This window comes from Shewanella sp. W3-18-1, assembly GCF_000015185.1.
Taxonomy (GTDB): domain Bacteria; phylum Pseudomonadota; class Gammaproteobacteria; order Enterobacterales; family Shewanellaceae; genus Shewanella; species Shewanella putrefaciens.
This window is the reverse complement of the sequence record NC_008750.1, coordinates 1433894-1452666: the sequence shown is the minus strand read 5'-3', so window position 1 is coordinate 1452666 and position 18773 is coordinate 1433894. Positions and strand designations below refer to the sequence as shown.

Genomic DNA, 18773 nt, shown 5'->3' with positions numbered 1-18773 from the left:
AAAGCCTGCTTTAAGCAGGCTTTTTCGTTAATGCAACCTTATCACTTACTTTTCTCATGTAACATTTACCGCGTGATGACTAAAGCACTCGTACAATAGGCCAAACTAAATAAGAAAAAATAACAGCAGCCAAAACAGCAAAAAGTACTAAGGCAATCCATCCGGATTTAAACAATGGATTAACTTGTTGATATGAAGACAACTCCGTCTTAGAAATCTTTTTATCACCAGTCAACATGGCTCCAATCAATTTATCCCCTTTGATTGCATGAATAATGACAGCCAATATATGGATAGCACTCAACAATAAAATAAGATTAAAGTTCGTCTTATGTAGCCAAGTCATTGATGCACTTGTACTTGAACTAATATAACTATATAGCGGCCCTTCAGTAAAAATATCGTCGGTTGCAAACAATCCTGTCACTATTTGTAGGCTAATCACAGTAATCAATGCAATGACCATATACCCCCCTACAGGGTTATGCCCAAGTACAAAAAATATTCCCTTAGTTCGCACTTCATTGAGGTATTTCAACGCAACTTTAGGATGACAAATAAAGTGGCTAAATTTAGATGTATCACTACCAACAAATCCCCACACAAATCGAAAAGCAATCAAGCTCAGCAAACTGTATGCAAAAATTTGATGCCATTGCATTTCACCGGCATCCGCACTCCACCATAACAAGCCCATGAGCATCACCATAACCCAATGGAAAATACGTGTAGGTAAATCCCATACTTTAACTTTGATATATTCGGTTTTCATAAATAAGACCTACTCGAGCGAACGAATAAAATAAGTAGACGTATTTTAAAGGGATTTGCTGATAAATTTAAAGTAAATATAGGAAAATCAGGAAAAGGCTGCAGAGTTAACTTATCGAATATGCCCCTGTTCGGTGAGGAATACAAGGCTTTCAAGCTAAGAATAATTGAAAATTGTCTAAGCGATCAAATATCCAGCGAACAGTATCCAAATGGGGAATTTTTGTGATTTAGATCTCGTTTTATACAGCTAAGGTTGGTACTCTGAAATCCAAGGAAACAACAGAAGGTTCGACATATGCTAAAGATTACGAGCAAACAACTAGAAGTCACTGCCCCAATCCGTGAACGTATTGAAAGCCGTTTTGAGAAACTTTCTAGACACGATGTGCAGTTGATTAATCCCCACGTGATCATTACAGAGGAGAAACCAGGTTTCAAGATTGAAGCATCGGTTGGCATCCCAAATGGAGAACTTTTTGCTCAAGCAAAACACGAGAACCTTTATGCAGCAATTACTGCCATGGGTCAAAAATTAGAGAAACAACTCAATCGATTAACCCATAAACCCGAAGCACAGCGTTTTGCTTCATTAGTACATACCGACACTGACGATGTAGATGCAATTGACGAATATGAGGAGGAAGATGCCGCTTAATTTATTTAGTGTTAATGTAAGTGCGAGACACATCACTTTGAGAGGCATAAAAGTAGAAGTCATTTACGTTGGACACAGTTTTATGCAAAAGCTAGATAAAATCATCTTTATGATGAGCAAAAACTAGGTGTTCAATTAAATACCTACTACACTTTACTAAGTGACAGCAAGAATCGAAGTGATGTGAATATAAGTCAAAAAGATTAAAAAATGTAAATAGCTTAATGTAACAATAGGAGGCTGTCAGAAACATAATTAATGAAACCATAGTTAACCGTTGAACAAGTAAAAATTTAGCTAATCTCATCTAACGCATCATAGACTTTTATACTGATATACACAGTTTTACAGGCTCCACTTTCAACCAACATACTTGATAGAGAAGGAGGTAACTGACAAAAACTAATCGTTCTTAAAAGTATTTACCCTAACACCTAAGACAAACTCAATACGTTTATGTTTTCATGAATATAAGGAGTATGTAAAAACTATATTAGCAAAAGCAATTGTATTTAACAGATAAAATGAACTTCAAAAATGTAGTTATATCTCTTTAGCATTTATATTTAAGGAGTAACTTAAGTAAATAACCACTAAAGTCAGAAAATCCTAATAAGTATCTGTTTTTAAATTTAGGTTTTCGCTCAAGACTAAGAGGTATTCAATCTAACAAGGCTAATATGTCAAATAGTTATCCACTAAATTATTAGGAGGGTGTTAAAGAGAGTGGTTTATGCTTGATTAAGGTAAATACTCACTTAGCGGTAATTTCCAATGTAGTATGTAAGTTTGATAAACAGTAAAAATGTTAAGTGCTTTAAGTTAAAACTGCAATTGTAATAACTAAGATAAACTAAAGTAAGCTAAACGAGTGATATGGCCCTACTGCTTAGCAGAAAAATGTACCTAGTACACACTATAAGCCGTAAACCGTTTATTGATAAATGTAAACCGAGTACAAGTGAGTTAGTTGTTAGTAGTACAATTGTTTAATGTATGCAAACAATACACTGATAAATAAGGTAAACTTGGTTCCATATTCACTGATTAATAAGGAGGATAAACTCGTTTGACCAGATCTTATACTAAAACCAGCGCACCTTCGGGTGCGCTTTTTCATTTTATGAATAGTCTCATAAAAATCAAAACGCTCTGAGCTCCATTAACCAAACTCATCTTTTAGTGTAAACTCCTCCCTTAGTTGTTCGCATTCATGCAAGGCATTGAAATTATGACTCAAGCGCTGTTTTATCTGATGCCACCAGTGGCACAATCTGGTCATATCGCGATCCAGTCAGCCATAAGCACTGTAGCCAATACCAATGCGGCTTTAGGAGCAATGCACCTTTTTGCATGTCAATTAGCTCAGCAAGCTTATATTAAGCAACAATTAGTCTATATTCATTGTCAAGACAAAAACTTAGCTTTAGAGATTGATGAATTATTATGGCAATTTGAGCCAACAGCATTTGTACCTCACAACTTGAAAGGTGAAGGACCTATCACTGGTGCCCCAGTTGAAATAGGTTTTGACCGCCTTGGGGCCAATAAAAGTCGTCAACTTCTGATTAATATTGCAGACCAAGCCCCCCCATTTGCGGTAAACTTTGGTCAAATCATCGATTTTGTTGCCAATGACGATCAGCATAAAGCCGTTGCCCGTGAACGCTATAGGCAATATCGCGACCTAGGGATCGAATTAACGACCCATAATTTAGCAACACATCCACTTAATTTAGTTTGAGACAGATACGTTCCCATGGAAAAAACATACGATCCGCAATCCATCGAGCAAACGCTTTACCAAAACTGGGAAGCGCAAGGTTACTTCAAACCACACGGTGATGAATCCAAAGGCAATTATTGCATCATGATCCCGCCACCCAACGTGACGGGGAGCTTGCATATGGGCCATGCCTTCCAAGACACCATCATGGATACCTTGACCCGTTACCAACGGATGAAAGGTAAAAATACCCTATGGCAAGTCGGTACTGACCATGCGGGTATCGCCACCCAAATGTTGGTAGAGCGTAAACTTGAAGCCGAAGAAGGCAAGAATCGCCATGACCTAGGTCGCGATGCCTTTATGGATAAAGTGTGGGAATGGAAAGCGCAATCGGGTGGCACTATCACGAAGCAGCTACGTCGTATGGGTGCCTCTGTTGATTGGGACCGCGAGCGTTTCACTATGGACGAAGGCTTGTCCAAGGCCGTGCAAGAAGTGTTTGTGCGTCTGTACGAAGACGAGTTGATTTATCGCGGCAAGCGTTTGGTCAACTGGGATCCAAAGCTGCACACGGCTATCTCTGATTTAGAAGTGGAAAGCAAAGAAAAACAGGGCCATATGTGGCACCTGCGTTATCCACTGGCCGACGGTGAGCTAACCGCCGATGGTAAAGACTATTTAGAAGTTGCTACCACACGTCCAGAAACTATGCTCGGCGACAGTGCGGTTGCAGTACATCCCGATGATGAACGTTATCAAGCGTTGATTGGCAAATATATTCTGCTGCCAATAGTAAATCGCCGCATTCCTATCGTGGCCGACGATTACGTCGATATGGCCTTTGGTACAGGTTGCGTGAAGATCACCCCAGCCCATGACTTTAACGACTATGAAGTCGGTAAACGTCACAACCTGCCCATGTTCAACGTGCTGACCTTAGATGCCGCCATTCGCGTGAGCGCCGAAGTGGTGAACTCTGACGGTACCTTTAACAAAACGCTCGATGGCAGCCTGCCTGAACGCTTTGCCGGACTTGACCGTTTTAAAGCGCGTGACGCTATCGTCGCCGAATTTGAAACTTTAGGGTTGCTCGAAAAAATCGCGCCTCACGCCTTAAAAGTCCCTTATGGCGATCGCTCCGGTGTAGTTATCGAACCTATGCTGACCGACCAATGGTATGTGGCTGTTGCGCCAATGGCGAAAACCGCTATCGAAGCCGTTGAAAATGGCAGCATCAAGTTTGTGCCGCAGCAATACGAGAACATGTACTTCTCGTGGATGCGTGACATTCAAGACTGGTGTATTTCACGTCAATTGTGGTGGGGTCACCGTATCCCAGCTTGGTACGACGAAAACGGCAAAGTCTATGTCGGCCGCAACGAAGCCGAGGTACGTGCTAAGCACAATATTGCCGACTCAATGACATTACGCCAAGACGAAGACGTACTGGACACTTGGTTCAGCTCAGCCCTGTGGACTTTCTCGACCTTAGGTTGGCCTGACAATTTAGAAGATTTAAAAACCTTCCACCCAACCGACGTGTTGGTGACAGGTTTTGACATCATCTTCTTCTGGGTTGCCCGTATGATCATGATGACCATGCACTTCATCAAAGATGAAGACGGTAAACCACAAGTCCCGTTCAAAACCGTCTACGTAACCGGTCTTATCCGCGATGAAGCGGGTAACAAGATGTCAAAATCTAAGGGCAACGTACTCGATCCATTAGACATGATCGACGGTATCGGCCTTGAAGATTTAGTTGAAAAACGTACCGGTAATATGATGCAGCCACAACTGGCCGCCAAGATTGAAAAGAGCACTCGCAAAGAGTTTGAAAATGGCATCGAAGCCCACGGTACTGATGCGCTGCGCTTTACGCTTGCCGCTATGGCATCAACGGGCCGTGACATCAACTGGGATATGAAGCGCTTAGACGGTTACCGCAGCTTCTGTAACAAGTTGTGGAACGCCTCGCGCTACGTGCTGATGAACACAGAAGATCAAGATTGTGGCCCTGGCTCACCAAAATACAAAGGTGGCGAGCTAGAACTATCACTAGCCGATCGCTGGATTATCGGCTTGTTCAATCAAACCGTTAAGACCTTTGACGATCACATGGCGGCCTATCGTTTCGACTTAGCGGCCAATACCCTGTATGAGTTCACTTGGAACCAGTTCTGTGACTGGTACTTAGAGTTAACTAAACCGGTATTGCAAAACGGCAGTGAAACGCAAATGCGCGGTACTCGCCACACCTTAGTGACGGTGCTCGAAGCGATGCAGCGCCTGATGCACCCTATGATGCCATATATTACTGAAACCATTTGGCAACGCGTTAAACCGTTAGCTGGTGTCGCTGGTGATACCATTATGCTGGCACCGTTCCCAACATTTGATGCCGCTAAAGTCGATAGCGCAGCAATGGCCGATTTAGAGTGGGTTAAGCAAGTGATTGTCGCTGTACGTAACATTCGCGCCGAACTGAACATTGCCCCATCTAAGCCATTAAATGCCCTACTTCGTGGTGTTAGCGCGCAGGATAAAGCCCGTGTAGAAGCAAACCAAACCTTCTTTACTACGCTTGCCCGCTTAGAAAGCATGACCATTTTAGCCGATGGCGAAACTGCGCCTATGTCGACCACAGGTTTGATTGGTGAAATGGAACTGTTGATCCCAATGGCAGGTTTAATCGATGTTGCCGCCGAAATGGCCCGTATCGACAAACAGCTTGAAAAGCTCGGCCAAGAGATCGCTCGCATCGAAGGTAAATTGTCGAACCAAGGTTTTGTGGCAAAAGCCCCAGCCGAGGTTATCGACAAAGAGCGCGCTAAGATGGCCGATCTCAAGCGAGATATGGACAAGCTCAACGAACAAAAATCTGAGTTCGCTAAGTTAGAAGCTTAACCTTCTCTCATGCTCTGATTGACTTGCTATGATTGACTGATTCAACTGAATGAAGGGCAGCCTAGTGGCTGCCCTTCTTGTATGTATAGACACTGAAACCACAGGTTATCTTAAGTCTGACGCTTTGTTAAATCCAAACCAATTCTAAACATGGCTTCATTACCTACTACACCGCATTAAAACCACTTAACGATTCTTAAAGCGAAGTAGATGAAAATCCTGAATACCTAATTTCCCATAGTGGCAGTCGGCAGGATATGAACTTAAAAGAGGTGGGAAGTAAAGGTTTAGACAGCTAATAAAAAAGCCCTGCAATTGCTTGCAGGGCTTATCTATATGGTGCGCATGGAAGGAGTCGAACCTCCGACCGCCTGGTTCGTAGCCAGGTACTCTATCCAGCTGAGCTACATGCGCAAAAATTGCTTTTTACTTCTAACTAGAGCCAACCGAAATTGAGTCTAGAATAAGTATCTTTATCTCGCAAATCTATTTCTTCGACTAAGAAATAGAATGGCGGAGAAGGAGGGATTCGAACCCTCGATGGGAGTTAAAGCCCATACTCCCTTAGCAGGGGAGCGCCTTCGGCCACTCGGCCACCTCTCCGCAAAATCTACATTTGTAAGCAATGCTTACATAATTGGTGCGCGTGGAAGGAGTCGAACCTCCGACCGCCTGGTTCGTAGCCAGGTACTCTATCCAGCTGAGCTACACGCGCATTTTTACTTTTCGCTGATAGACTATACTGCTTATCAACTAATTTGGTGCGCATGGAAGGAGTCGAACCTCCGACCGCCTGGTTCGTAGCCAGGTACTCTATCCAGCTGAGCTACATGCGCATTTTTACTTTTTATCGCAACACAAAAGCATTGAGATTTAATTGGTGCGCGTGGAAGGAGTCGAACCTCCGACCGCCTGGTTCGTAGCCAGGTACTCTATCCAGCTGAGCTACACGCGCATTTTTATAACTTACTAGAAGCAACTAACTACAAAATTTCAAATTGAAATTCAAAACTGATGAGTTAAAGATTAACTAATGCAGAAATGGTGCGCATGGAAGGAGTCGAACCTCCGACCGCCTGGTTCGTAGCCAGGTACTCTATCCAGCTGAGCTACATGCGCGACTTGTATTGCTTCAATAAAAAATGGTGCGCGTGGAAGGAGTCGAACCTCCGACCGCCTGGTTCGTAGCCAGGTACTCTATCCAGCTGAGCTACACGCGCACTGTTTTCTATCGTTAAGAAATGGCGGAGAAGGAGGGATTCGAACCCTCGATGGGAGTTAAAGCCCATACTCCCTTAGCAGGGGAGCGCCTTCGGCCACTCGGCCACCTCTCCGTTTTCTTGGCGCACATATTACTGTTTGACGAAAATAAGTCAAACCCTTTTTCAGAAACAGATCCCATTTGAACTGTTTTTAATCACATTGCTGTTATATCAAGCCAATGTATTGATTTACGCCAATCTTTCGGTCTAAAAAATAAAAAAGTCAGTTAAAAAACTGACTCTTCTGTCGCCGTAATACCCTCGCCATAGCGCAGTATTAAAAGTTACCACCTTCCGATGGTGAACCCGATTTTTCAGATTGGATACGTTGATAGATTTCTTCACGGTGAACAGAAACCTCTTTAGGTGCGTTAACACCGATACGCACCTGATTTCCTTTTACCCCCAGCACTGTAACAGTGACTTCGTCACCAATCATCAGTGTTTCGCCAACACGACGAGTCAAAATCAGCATTCGATAGCTCCTTTATTTCTTAATTCAGCTTACACACGGCACTCATCCGGTAGATGGGCTTATTATAAGGTCAGCTTAGTACAAATTAATAGTATTCAATACTCAAACGGTTATTTAATTACACCTTATTTAGCTCGAAAGCGTGATGTAACGCCCGAACCGCTTTGTGCAAGTCCCTTTCATCGATAACGGTTGATAATTTACTCTCCGACGTCGAGAGTAACTTAGCATGGATTGTTTCATTACCCAAGACATCTAACATCTTAGTCAATAATCCCATTTTTGCCTGTAAACCTTTGCCAACTAAAGATACTTTTGCACGTTGACGCTCAACAATCAATTGACCAAGCTCAAGACTTGTACTCAATGCTTCAAGCTCGTGCAATAAAATATCCACTTTTGCTTCTGCAAGCATAAAACTCACACACCCTGCGGGAGCATCCTCATTTAATCTGAGCGGGGTGATAAACTCCACATCGATTTCAAGGCGAGACAAACAAGCTAACAAGGCTTGGTAATGTTCACTCGTCGTTAATAAGCCATCAATCGTTAATGTTGCTAACGCTTTATTGATCGCAATCCCCTGCACCAAGGAAGCACTTATCACGTCAGATTCGGTACCAAATTGAATTAGGGTACCTTGACCAACTTCAAAACTAGATAACACTCGCAAAGGCACTCGAAAACGTTCGGCATATTCAACCGAGTCAGGATGTAGCACCTTAGCTCCCAGTTTGGCCATTTCGAGCATAACATCAAAGCCAATCACATCAAGGCAACGTGCATTACTATCAATATTTGGATCGGTTGTGAAGACACCAGCAACATCAGTGAAAATTTGGCACTCATCAGCGTTAAGTGCAGCAGCTAACGCAACCGCAGTGGTATCAGACCCTCCACGCCCCAAAGTCGTTACATCTCCGTTAGGATCAATCCCTTGAAACCCTGCGACTATCGGCACAATTCCATCATCAAGCAGTGACTCTAGATAGCCAGTATCGACATTCTCAATACTTGCGCGACCAAAATGACTATTGGTATGGATTTGAACTTGATCTCCCGTGAGCGACTTAGCCTTAATACCACGTCGCTGCAAAGCTATCGCCATCAATGCGATACTCACTTGTTCGCCTGTTGAGACAAGCATATCGAGTTCCCGCGCCGAGGCACGGGGGTCAACTTGCGCGGCAAGTGCGAAAAGTCTATTTGTCTCCCCTGCCATAGCAGAGAGCACGAGTACCTGTTGTTCACCACTGCGAGCGGACTTTGCAATCTGTTCGGCGACCACTTCAATACGTTCTATAGAACCCACCGAAGTGCCACCAAACTTTTTCACAAAAAGCTTGCTACGACTAAGCTTTCGTTTTTCAGGCACAACAACCTCTTAAGCTAAACGCTCAGTAATCCAAGGTAATACTTGAGCTAAGGCCGCATCCAGATTTTCTGGTTGGCTACCACCCGCTTGCGCCATATCTGGACGACCACCGCCCTTGCCGCCCACTTGTGCAGCGACCATAGCGACTAGCTCACCCGCTTTGACTTTGCCAACTAAGTCGTTACTCACGCCAGCAATCAGATTCACTTTGCCTTCTTGAGCCGTACCCAACACAATAATGGCAGATTTTAGTTTTTGCTTTAATTCATCTTGTAAACCGCGAAGTGAACCAGCCTCAACGCCATCTAGTTTTTTGATAAGTACATTCACGCCATTAACAACCACAGCATCGCCCACTAAGTCAGCACTCGCAGCCGCCGCTAATTTATCTTTTAGCTGCGCCATGTCTTTTTCAAGTTGTTTCATTTTATCGAGTTGTGCTTTTAACTTAGCAACCACTGAATGAGTATCGCCTTTTAACAAGGCAGCCGCCTCTTCCAGCTCAGCCTGTTGCTGCGCCACATAAGCCATAGCTGCAGCACCGGTTACCGCTTCAATACGGCGAACGCCCGCAGCAATACCGCCTTCAGAGGTAATTTTGAACAGACCAATGTCACCGGTACGGCCAACGTGGGTACCACCACACAATTCGATAGAGAAATCGCCCATAGTGACAACACGAACCTGTGCATCGTACTTCTCACCAAAGAGTGCCATAGCACCTTTTTCTTTAGCTTCATCAATCGCCATTTCAGCGACTTTCAGCTCGTGGTTACGGCGAATTTGGGTATTCACTAATTCTTCGACTTTCTTTAGTTCCGCAGGTTTGACTGCTTCGAAATGAGAGAAATCGAAACGTAAACGCTCAGGATCAACCAGCGACCCTTTTTGCGTGACATGCGTACCAAGCACTTGGCGCAGTGCGGCATGTAATAAATGCGTAACAGAATGGTTTAACTGAGTACGGTGACGTAATTTTTTATCAACCTTAGCCTCAACCATTTGGCCAATACTCAAGCTCCCTGCGACTAAGACACCTTGATGGCCTGTTGCTTGACCATACTTTTGCGTATCGTTTACCGTAAATTCAATACCATTCGCAACCAATTGGCCTTTATCGCCCACTTGACCGCCCGATTCAGCATAGAAAGGTGTCACGTCTAGCACAAGAACCGCTTCATCACCCGCTTTAATAGCCGTCACTGACTCGCCGTTTTGATAAATCGCGGTGACTTTTGCTTGACCCACAAGTTCGGTGTAACCGCAGAATGCTGTTTCGGCGTCAATTTTCAATGCCGCATTGTAATCGGCACCAAAGTTACCCGCTGCTTGGGCGCGGCTACGTTGCTCAGCCATTGCCGCTTCAAAACCTGCCTCATCGACAATAATATTACGCTCACGACAAACGTCTGCGGTTAAATCCATTGGAAAACCGTAGGTATCATAGAGTTTGAATACGGTTTCACCGTCTAAAGTGTCACCGGTTAATTCGCTTAAGGCTGCGTCTAAAATACCTAAACCACGCTCTAAAGTACGAGCAAACTGCTCCTCCTCCGCTTTAAGTGCTTTTTCAACAATAACTTGAGTTTCAGCGAGCCCCTTGGCTGCATCCCCCATCACATCAATCAGCGTCGGAACTAATTTGTAGAAAAAGGCTTCGGTCGCACCTAACTTATTACCATGACGCACGGCGCGGCGGATAATACGGCGCAGCACATAGCCACGGCCTTCGTTAGATGGCATTACACCATCGGCCACTAAAAATGCACATGAGCGAATATGGTCAGCAATAACGCGTAGTGATTTATTGGATAAATCAGTCACGCCGATAATTTCTGCGGCTTTGGCAATAAGAGCACGGAAGATATCGATTTCATAGTTAGAATGTACGCCTTGCATAATCGCAGCAATACGTTCGATCCCCATACCTGTATCGACAGAAGGTTTTGGTAGCGGCAACATTTCGCCTGAAATGTGGCGATTGTATTGCATGAATACAATATTCCAAATTTCGATGAAACGATCGCCATCTTCTTCTGGGCTACCAGGACGTCCACCCCAAATATGATCACCATGGTCATAGAAAATCTCGGTACAAGGACCACAAGGACCAGTGTCACCCATTTGCCAGAAGTTATCTGAAGCGTAAGGTGCGCCCTTGTTATCACCGATACGAATGATATTTTCAGCGGCCACACCAATCTTTTTATTCCAAATTTCAAAGGCTTCATCGTCAGTTTGGTAGATAGTGACGCACAGACGTTCTTTCGGCAGCTTTAAGGTTTCAGTTAAAAATGACCAACCAAAACAAATCGCTTCTTCTTTGAAATAATCCCCAAAGCTGAAGTTACCTAACATTTCGAAGAAAGTATGGTGACGGGCGGTATATCCCACATTATCTAAATCATTATGTTTACCGCCAGCGCGTACACAACGTTGAGCAGTGGTCGCACGCGTGTAATTGCGTTTATCCATGCCAAGAAACACGTCCTTAAATTGGTTCATGCCCGCATTGGTAAATAAAAGAGTTGGATCGTTGCCTGGCACTAATGAACTACTGTCCACAACCTGATGACCGTGGCTGCGGAAAAATTCGAGGAAAGCACTTCTAAGCTCTGCTGTAGTTTGATACATGAAATCGTCCTGAATTGGATAAGCATTACCAGCTACACCATAGGGCAGCCGCATTTCTATTTGCCCAGCATTATAAGCAGACTAAGGAAAGACAACCAGTCTTGATTGGTGATATACACATCAGGAATTTAATATTTTAGCTTGAATAGGCTACACCAGAGCCACTAGAGGCAAAACGGCAGGATAAGGAATAATTGAAGACAGTGTAGGTTTGTCGCGATAAGGACAATTTTCAAGCAAGTGAGCACAACGAGAAACCAGAAGGCTTCAAAGCCCGTAGGTGATAAGTAGATGAGTGTTTACAGCCTTAGCTTCAAATCATCACTTTTAAATTAGGGCGTTAATCATCTTCGTCGAGATCATTGGGATCTGAATCTAATGCATAACTGATTTGATCGTAGCTAAAGCCTTGGCCCATTAAAAAACGCACTCGTTTGGCCTTTTCCTTTGCGATGAGATCCCGAGCTTTAGAGCCCTTCACTTCTGTCACACGGGGAATGCCGTATTTTTTGGTGGCTTTATCTTTTGCTAGCTCAAACCAGTCACAATCACAATTAACCAAAGCGGCTTCAATACAGTCTTTAGATAAGCCTTTCTGTGCGATTGCTTGGCGGATGCGTATTGCACCGTGGCCTCGACTGATGTGGCTTCGCACCAACAGTTCGGCATAACGAGCATCATTAATAAAACCGGAGGATTCGCAAGCATCGAGTACAGGTTCTATATCGTTTAGTTCGAAACCTTTATCGAGCAATTTATCACGAATTTGTTGGCGGGAATAATCGCGGCGCGCTAGCAGCGCTACCGCGATTTGGTATGCGGACTGACTCAGAATATTTCGCCTGTCTCTAAGTCAATATTACCTTCTGTGCTTTCATCATCAGATGCAGATGATGCTAGGGCACTTGGATTACTTAACAGTAACTCACGTAATGTCTTGTCTATTTCGGCGGCAATTGCTGGGTTTTCAGTCAGATATTTACCCGCATTTGCACGACCTTGGCCAATTTTATCACCTTTATAGCTGTACCAAGCACCGGCTTTCTCGATCAGCTTATGGGCTACACCTAAGTCGACTAACTCACCTGTTCGGTTAATACCTTGGCCGTAAAGGATTTGGAACTCAGCTTGCTTAAATGGAGCCGCAACTTTGTTTTTCACCACTTTAACGCGAGTTTCGTTACCGACAACTTCATCGCCGTCTTTAATGGCACCTGTGCGGCGAATATCCAAACGAACAGAAGCATAGAACTTCAGTGCGTTACCACCCGTTGTCGTTTCTGGGTTACCGAACATCACACCAATCTTCATCCGAATTTGGTTGATAAAGATAAGTAAGGTGTTAGATTGCTTTAAGTTACCAGCAAGTTTACGCATGGCTTGGCTCATCATACGCGCCGCTAGGCCCATGTGAGAATCACCAATTTCGCCTTCGATTTCAGCTTTAGGCGTTAATGCAGCCACGGAGTCGACTACGATAACGTCAACAGCGCCTGAGCGAGTTAAAGCATCACAAATCTCAAGCGCTTGCTCGCCAGTATCCGGTTGTGAACACAGCAGGTTATCAATATCTACGCCCAATTTTTTAGCATAGATTGGGTCTAACGCATGTTCTGCATCGATAAAAGCACAGGTTTTACCTTCACGCTGCGCAGCGGCAATCACTTCTAAAGTCAGTGTCGTTTTACCAGATGATTCAGGACCATAGATCTCAACAATACGCCCCATTGGCAAGCCACCAGCACCTAAAGCGACATCTAGAGATAACGAACCAGTAGAAATGGTTTCGACATCCATAGAGCGATCTTCGCCCAGCTTCATGATAGAACCTTTACCAAATTGCTTTTCAATCTGGCTCAATACCGCTGCGAGTGCTTTCTCTTTGTTTGGATCGACCTTCATTCCTGTTCCCTCATCTAGGCAGCATCTAGGCTGTCAAAAAGTGATATTCAATTTAGTAAAGCGGGCAATTCAAAAAGCGAGGCTTTCTGTCTTAATATGCTGACTAGTATACTGTACAATCATACAGTATCAAGACCTGTGCACGAATTATTTTTCAATGGGGTAATTTCCTTATACTTACGCACTTTTACATTAATATTGGGCAAATAAATTATCATAATAAGGGAATATCTACATTTGGTGGCTTAATTGTCAGTAAAATATTGCTAAGATTGGCGCAACTTATTTTGAGTAGGAATAGCTACAAACTTCCAAGGTTTTACGCTATATCCACACAGATTGATATCGCTTTTAGGGCAGCCACAACGGACGATAACGATTTAATGAATGTAATTGATACCGATGATTTAGAAAAACATACCCCCATGATGCGTCAATATTTGACGATGAAAGCAGAACATCACGATATGCTACTGTTTTATCGAATGGGTGACTTCTATGAACTCTTCTATGATGACGCTAAACGTGCTTCTGAGTTATTAGGCATCTCCCTGACTGCCCGCGGAAAGAGTGGCGGCGATCCAATCCCAATGGCTGGCATTCCCTATCATGCGGTTGAAGGTTATTTGGCTAAATTGGTTCAAATTGGTCAATCTGTTGCAATTTGCGAGCAGATTGGCGATCCCGCGACCGCTAAAGGTCCGGTTGAGCGTAAAGTCGTACGCATAGTAACACCCGGCACCTTAACCGATGAAGCCCTGTTACAAGAACGCCAAGACAATCTTTTAGCCGCAGTTTATCAAGGTAAAGTTGGATTTGGCTATGCGACCCTCGATGTTTCCTCTGGCCGATTTGTGATTGCAGAGCTTGATACAAAGGAATCCTTAGAAGCCGAATTACAACGTACAAATCCAGTCGAAATTCTTTACAGTGAAGATTTTGGTGAACTTGGCTTGCTAAGCCACTTCAAAGGCAAACGTCGTCGTCCCGAGTGGGAATTTGATTACGACACCAGCATCAAACTTTTACTTGCACAATTTGGCACTAAAGATCTTCATGGTTTTGGCATTAGCGATGCGCGTCTATCACTGCAAGCCGCTGGTTGCTTAATGCAGTATGTTAAAGATACACAACGTACTACCCTGCCCCATATCAATGCCATAATTCGCTTTAATCAAGCGGATAGTATAGTACTTGATGCCGCAACCCGCCGTAACTTGGAACTCACCCAAAATCTAGCGGGTGGCCGTGATAATACCTTAGCGGCCGTATTAGATAATACTGCGACAGCAATGGGAAGCCGTATGCTGCAGCGCTGGATCCATCAGCCATTACGGGATCCTAATCAAATTATCGCCCGCCAAACGGCTGTGAATGAATTACTTAAGACAGGCACACATGAACCACTCCATGAACAGCTTAAGGCACTGGGTGACATTGAGCGTATTATGGCAAGGCTTGCGCTGCGTACTGCTCGACCACGGGATTTTGCCCGCCTACGTCAAGCATTGAGTTTATTACCTGAATTACAACAAAGCTTAAGCGTGCTAAATGCACCTCATACCGTCAAACTATGTCAATATTTGGGTGAATTTCCCGAAGAACAGGCCCTACTCGAGCGCGCCATTGTTGATAATCCCCCTATGCTTATTCGTGATGGTGGCGTGATCCGCGAAGGCTACAATAATGAACTTGATGAATGGCGCGGTCTGAGTGAGGGGGCCAGCGACTATTTGGTTCAACTTGAAGCAAGGGAAAAAGAACGTACTGGCATCAATACACTTAAAGTCGGCTATAACCGCGTACATGGTTATTATATTGAAGTCAGCCGCTTGCAATCTTCACAAGTGCCGCTCAATTATCAACGACGCCAAACGCTTAAAAATATGGAGCGTTATATCACGCCCGAACTTAAAGAGTACGAAGAAAAAGTGCTCTCAAGCCAAGGTAAAGCGCTGGCCCTTGAAAAACAGCTATGGGAACAGCTTTTCGATCTTATTCTGCCCAAACTACATGAGTTACAAGCTTTTGCTAGAGCGGCTGCTGAACTCGATGTATTAAGTAATTTTGCCGAACGCGCTGAAACTTTAGGATATATCTGTCCTCAGCTAAGCCAGGATATCGGCGTCCAGATTGATGCAGGCAGACATCCCGTCGTTGAACGCGTCAGTCAAACACCCTTTATCGCCAATCCAGTCACCTTGCACAATCAAAGACGCATGTTGATAGTGACAGGACCCAATATGGGGGGTAAGTCGACTTATATGCGCCAAGTCGCCTTAATCACGCTTATGGCTCATATTGGCTGTTTTGTACCGGCAGAGCGAGCTGTGATAGGGCCTATTGATCGCATATTTACTCGTATTGGTGCATCGGACGATTTAGCTTCAGGCCGTTCAACCTTTATGGTCGAAATGACTGAGACTGCCAATATCCTCCATAATGCAACGGCTCAAAGTCTGGTATTAATGGATGAAATTGGCCGCGGTACATCGACCTACGATGGCTTATCTTTAGCTTGGTCTGCTGCAGAGTATCTCGCCCAACAAATCGGTGCTATGACGTTATTTGCCACCCACTATTTTGAGCTAACCCAACTGCCGGATCTGATGGCTGGTGTCTATAACGTCCATTTAGACGCGATAGAACATGAGGATACCATCGCCTTTATGCATGCGGTACAAGAAGGCGCCGCCAGTAAAAGCTACGGCTTACAGGTTGCAGCACTCGCGGGCGTACCAGCGAAAGTCATTAAGGCAGCCAAACACAAGTTGCAGCAATTAGAAAGTCGCGATCATCAGCTTGAGGGCACAAAAACGCCCATTCAAACCCTACTCGCCCTACCTGAGCCAGCTGAGAATCCCGCTCTAACTAAGTTACAAGCAATAAATCCCGATAATTTAACGCCTAAACAAGCACTTGATTTACTCTACGAATTAAAGCGCTTGAGCTAATCAATTAAATTAAAAAACAAAACGCCCACTATTGTGGGCGTTTTTAATAGGGACTTAAATTGTTTGATCATTACCGTCTTACTTTGCCCAATAACATTAATTTCTAAACAACGCTTCAACAGATAGGCCTTGTGAACCGAGTAAATCACGTAGACGTTTTAAGGCTTCAACTTGAATTTGACGAACACGCTCACGGGTTAACCCTATCTCTGCCCCGACATCTTCCAATGTCGATGGCTCATAGCCTAATAATCCAAAACGACGAGCTAATACCTCTCTTTGTTTAGTATTTAACTCATTGAGCCATTTCACTACCGAGTTTGAGATATCTTCATCCTGTACCTTATAGTCAGGGCCTACACTGTCATCATCGGCCAATATATCGATCAGCGCTTTGTCATTATCGCCCCCCAAAGGCGTATCGACTGAGGTAATCTTTTCATTCAACTTCAACATACGGCTGACATCTGCACTAGGGACTTGCAATTTTTCAGCAATTTCTTCAGCTGTCGGTTCGTGATCCAATTTTTGCGCTAATTCCCGAGCGGTTCTTAAATATACGTTCAACTCTTTAACAACATGAATCGGTAAACGAATGGTGCGAGTTTGATTCATAATTGCACGTTCAATCGTTTGACGAATCCACCAAGTTGCATAGGTTGAGAAACGAAAACCTCTTTCGGGATCAAATTTTTCTACCGCGCGGATAAGTCCTAAGTTCCCTTCTTCGATTAAATCTAAGAGTGCTAATCCTCGGTTGTTATAACGACGTGCAATCTTAACAACAAGTCTAAGATTACTTTCAATCATGCGATTACGGGATTTTTCACAGCCTTTTAAGGCTTTACGAGAAAAGTAAACTTCTTCTTCTGCGCTAAGCAGGGGGGAAAACCCTATTTCACCTAAATAGAGTTGCGTGGCATCAAGATTTTTTTGCAGGTCATCTTGAACCTGTTGTTCTAGTCCAAGTTCTTGAACTAAATCTGTAGCAATATCCTCTTTTTCGAGATCAAACTCTGCGGTTTCAACGGAAAAATCGACTAATTCTTCTGCGGCAGTGCTATTTATACGGCTCATGATCAAATCTCCTAAACCTAATTAAACTGCTTGAACTATTGCAATTTCCTATCCTCCATTTGCCAACAAGGCCCTAAGCAATCATTGCTTAGGCAAATAATTAAGTGGGTTAACAGATTGACCATGATAACGAATTTCAAATCGTAACATTACTTGATCGGTTCCTGTACTACCCATTTTAGCAACTGTTTGTCCAGCGAGAACATGTTGCTTTTCTTCAACTAAGATCTGATCCGTATGAGCATAAGCACTAAGGTAATCTTCACTGTGTTTAATAATGACTAAATTACCATAACCCCTAAGAGCACTACCTGCATATACCACCCTCCCGTCTGCTGCGGCTTTGATGATATCTCCCCTTTGACCTGCGATCTTAATGCCTTTATTCCCCTGCTCATTAGCAGAGTAAGTCCCAACTAATTTACCTCTTACAGGCCATTGCCACTGGCTCACACTGTCAGGCAGTGTCGAAGTAGGAGCAACGATTGAAGGGTTAACATTTTGTTGGCCACTTGTTGCAGAATACGCAGGCTTAGCTTTCTGATCAAGTGTTTTTTTCTGTGAAGCACTTATTTGCAAATTATTATTATTTGATTGTTTTTCCTGAGAATTATTTGATTTTTGACTTTTCAAAGCAGAAGAATATCCACCTAAAGTCTTAGTGTTGGACTGATTAACAATCCGAGGCTGTGTTAAATACAAGATCTGCCCAGGGTAAATAGTGTAGGACTTATCTAATTGATTAATTTTAGCTATTTCAACAAAATCCTTCCCTGCCGCCCATGAAATAGAATAAAGCGTATCGCCTTTTTTTACTTTATAAGAATCGGATTTAAGATGGCCTTTACTGTGTTTTGAGAGGTGGGGAGAAAGACTTTCGACAGGCGCAGGGTGGCTCGCCTGAAAGCTACAGCCTGCAAGCATAAACAATAAGCTGAGGTTTAAAAGTAAACCCGCATTCAACAATAAAAACTCCTCTACTAAGTTGCATTACTGTTTATGATGAGAAACACACTTCCTCTAAACATC

General features: G+C 43.7%; 12 protein-coding genes and 8 tRNA genes. 4 read left to right on the top strand and 16 right to left on the bottom strand.

Translation table 11 applies throughout. The features are described from left to right. Window positions 1-79: 79 nt before the first annotated feature. A complete protein-coding gene (locus SPUTW3181_RS06595; RefSeq protein WP_011788622.1) occupies window positions 80-772 on the bottom strand; it encodes a cytochrome b/b6 domain-containing protein in 693 nt (230 codons plus the stop codon). A 297-nt stretch (window positions 773-1069) separates the two neighbouring features. On the opposite strand from SPUTW3181_RS06595, the gene hpf reads away from it, so the two are divergent. The 3 genes from hpf (at window position 1070) to SPUTW3181_RS06580 (ending at window position 6065) form a co-directional block, all read left to right on the top strand. Further along, window positions 1070-1429: a ribosome hibernation-promoting factor, HPF/YfiA family gene (hpf, locus tag SPUTW3181_RS06590; protein ID WP_011788621.1), complete on the top strand. Its 360-nt coding sequence runs from the start codon at window positions 1070-1072 to the stop codon at window positions 1427-1429. A gap of 1231 nt (window positions 1430-2660) precedes the next feature. Next, on the top strand, window positions 2661-3173 hold the full coding sequence (locus SPUTW3181_RS06585) for a DNA polymerase III subunit chi (protein WP_041408100.1): 513 nt from the start codon (window positions 2661-2663) through the stop codon (window positions 3171-3173). Window positions 3174-3188: 15 nt separating this feature from the next. Continuing rightward, complete coding sequence (locus SPUTW3181_RS06580; protein ID WP_011788619.1) at window positions 3189-6065, top strand: valine--tRNA ligase; 2877 nt, start codon at window positions 3189-3191, stop codon at window positions 6063-6065. Window positions 6066-6402: 337 nt separating this feature from the next. Here SPUTW3181_RS06580 and SPUTW3181_RS06575 read toward each other — a convergent pair. The 13 genes from SPUTW3181_RS06575 to recA form a co-directional block, all read right to left on the bottom strand. Then, window positions 6403-6479: transfer RNA gene (locus SPUTW3181_RS06575), tRNA-Arg, on the bottom strand. A gap of 97 nt (window positions 6480-6576) precedes the next feature. Beyond that, window positions 6577-6668, bottom strand: a tRNA-Ser gene (locus SPUTW3181_RS06570). A 35-nt stretch (window positions 6669-6703) separates the two neighbouring features. Further along, window positions 6704-6780 (bottom strand) — tRNA-Arg (locus SPUTW3181_RS06565). Between the two features lie 44 nt (window positions 6781-6824). Next, window positions 6825-6901 (bottom strand) — tRNA-Arg (locus SPUTW3181_RS06560). Window positions 6902-6943: 42 nt separating this feature from the next. Continuing rightward, a tRNA-Arg gene (locus tag SPUTW3181_RS06555) sits at window positions 6944-7020 on the bottom strand. Window positions 7021-7107: 87 nt separating this feature from the next. After that, window positions 7108-7184, bottom strand: a tRNA-Arg gene (locus SPUTW3181_RS06550). A 24-nt stretch (window positions 7185-7208) separates the two neighbouring features. Further along, window positions 7209-7285 (bottom strand) — tRNA-Arg (locus SPUTW3181_RS06545). Window positions 7286-7307: 22 nt separating this feature from the next. Further along, a tRNA-Ser gene (locus SPUTW3181_RS06540) sits at window positions 7308-7399 on the bottom strand. 205 nt (window positions 7400-7604) lie between these two features. Then, the gene (csrA, locus tag SPUTW3181_RS06535) at window positions 7605-7802 is read right to left on the bottom strand and encodes a carbon storage regulator CsrA (RefSeq protein WP_007649794.1); all 198 of its coding nucleotides are present in this window, start codon (window positions 7800-7802) and stop codon (window positions 7605-7607) included. A gap of 118 nt (window positions 7803-7920) precedes the next feature. Continuing rightward, window positions 7921-9177: an aspartate kinase gene (locus SPUTW3181_RS06530; protein WP_011788618.1), complete on the bottom strand. Its 1257-nt coding sequence runs from the start codon at window positions 9175-9177 to the stop codon at window positions 7921-7923. A gap of 9 nt (window positions 9178-9186) precedes the next feature. Beyond that, window positions 9187-11811 carry an alanine--tRNA ligase gene (gene alaS / locus SPUTW3181_RS06525; protein WP_041408349.1) on the bottom strand — a complete coding sequence of 875 codons (2625 nt, stop codon included), beginning with the start codon at window positions 11809-11811 and terminating at the stop codon, window positions 9187-9189. Window positions 11812-12151: 340 nt separating this feature from the next. Then, window positions 12152-12622, bottom strand: coding sequence for a regulatory protein RecX (locus SPUTW3181_RS06520; protein WP_413540240.1), 471 nt, complete (start codon window positions 12620-12622; stop codon window positions 12152-12154). A 17-nt stretch (window positions 12623-12639) separates the two neighbouring features. Continuing rightward, on the bottom strand, window positions 12640-13713 hold the full coding sequence (recA, locus tag SPUTW3181_RS06515; RefSeq protein ID WP_011788615.1) for a recombinase RecA: 1074 nt from the start codon (window positions 13711-13713) through the stop codon (window positions 12640-12642). Window positions 13714-14096: 383 nt separating this feature from the next. Between recA and mutS the strand changes: the two genes are divergently transcribed. Then, on the top strand, window positions 14097-16667 hold the full coding sequence (gene mutS, locus SPUTW3181_RS06510) for a DNA mismatch repair protein MutS (RefSeq protein WP_011788614.1): 2571 nt from the start codon (window positions 14097-14099) through the stop codon (window positions 16665-16667). Window positions 16668-16763: 96 nt separating this feature from the next. On the opposite strand, the gene rpoS is transcribed toward mutS, so the two are convergent. Both rpoS and SPUTW3181_RS06500 read right to left on the bottom strand, forming a co-directional pair. Further along, the gene (gene rpoS / locus SPUTW3181_RS06505; RefSeq protein ID WP_011788613.1) at window positions 16764-17744 is read right to left on the bottom strand and encodes an RNA polymerase sigma factor RpoS; all 981 of its coding nucleotides are present in this window, start codon (window positions 17742-17744) and stop codon (window positions 16764-16766) included. Window positions 17745-17825: 81 nt separating this feature from the next. Then, entirely contained in the window at window positions 17826-18710 is an 885-nt protein-coding gene (locus SPUTW3181_RS06500; RefSeq protein ID WP_011788612.1) for a peptidoglycan DD-metalloendopeptidase family protein, read from the bottom strand. Between the last annotated feature and the right edge of the window lie 63 nt (window positions 18711-18773).

Bases quoted from the DNA above. Each gene is read 5' to 3' on its own strand.
- SPUTW3181_RS06595 (WP_011788622.1), bottom strand. From the start codon at position 772: ATGAAAACCGAATATATCAAAGTTAAAGTATGGGATTTACCTACACGT.
- hpf (WP_011788621.1), top strand. From the start codon at position 1,070: ATGCTAAAGATTACGAGCAAACAACTAGAAGTCACTGCCCCAATCCGT.
- SPUTW3181_RS06585 (WP_041408100.1), top strand. From the start codon at position 2,661: ATGACTCAAGCGCTGTTTTATCTGATGCCACCAGTGGCACAATCTGGT.
- SPUTW3181_RS06580 (WP_011788619.1), top strand. From the start codon at position 3,189: ATGGAAAAAACATACGATCCGCAATCCATCGAGCAAACGCTTTACCAA.
- csrA (WP_007649794.1), bottom strand. From the start codon at position 7,802: ATGCTGATTTTGACTCGTCGTGTTGGCGAAACACTGATGATTGGTGAC.
- alaS (WP_041408349.1), bottom strand. From the start codon at position 11,811: ATGTATCAAACTACAGCAGAGCTTAGAAGTGCTTTCCTCGAATTTTTC.
- recA (WP_011788615.1), bottom strand. From the start codon at position 13,713: ATGAAGGTCGATCCAAACAAAGAGAAAGCACTCGCAGCGGTATTGAGC.
- mutS (WP_011788614.1), top strand. From the start codon at position 14,097: ATGAATGTAATTGATACCGATGATTTAGAAAAACATACCCCCATGATG.
- rpoS (WP_011788613.1), bottom strand. From the start codon at position 17,744: ATGAGCCGTATAAATAGCACTGCCGCAGAAGAATTAGTCGATTTTTCC.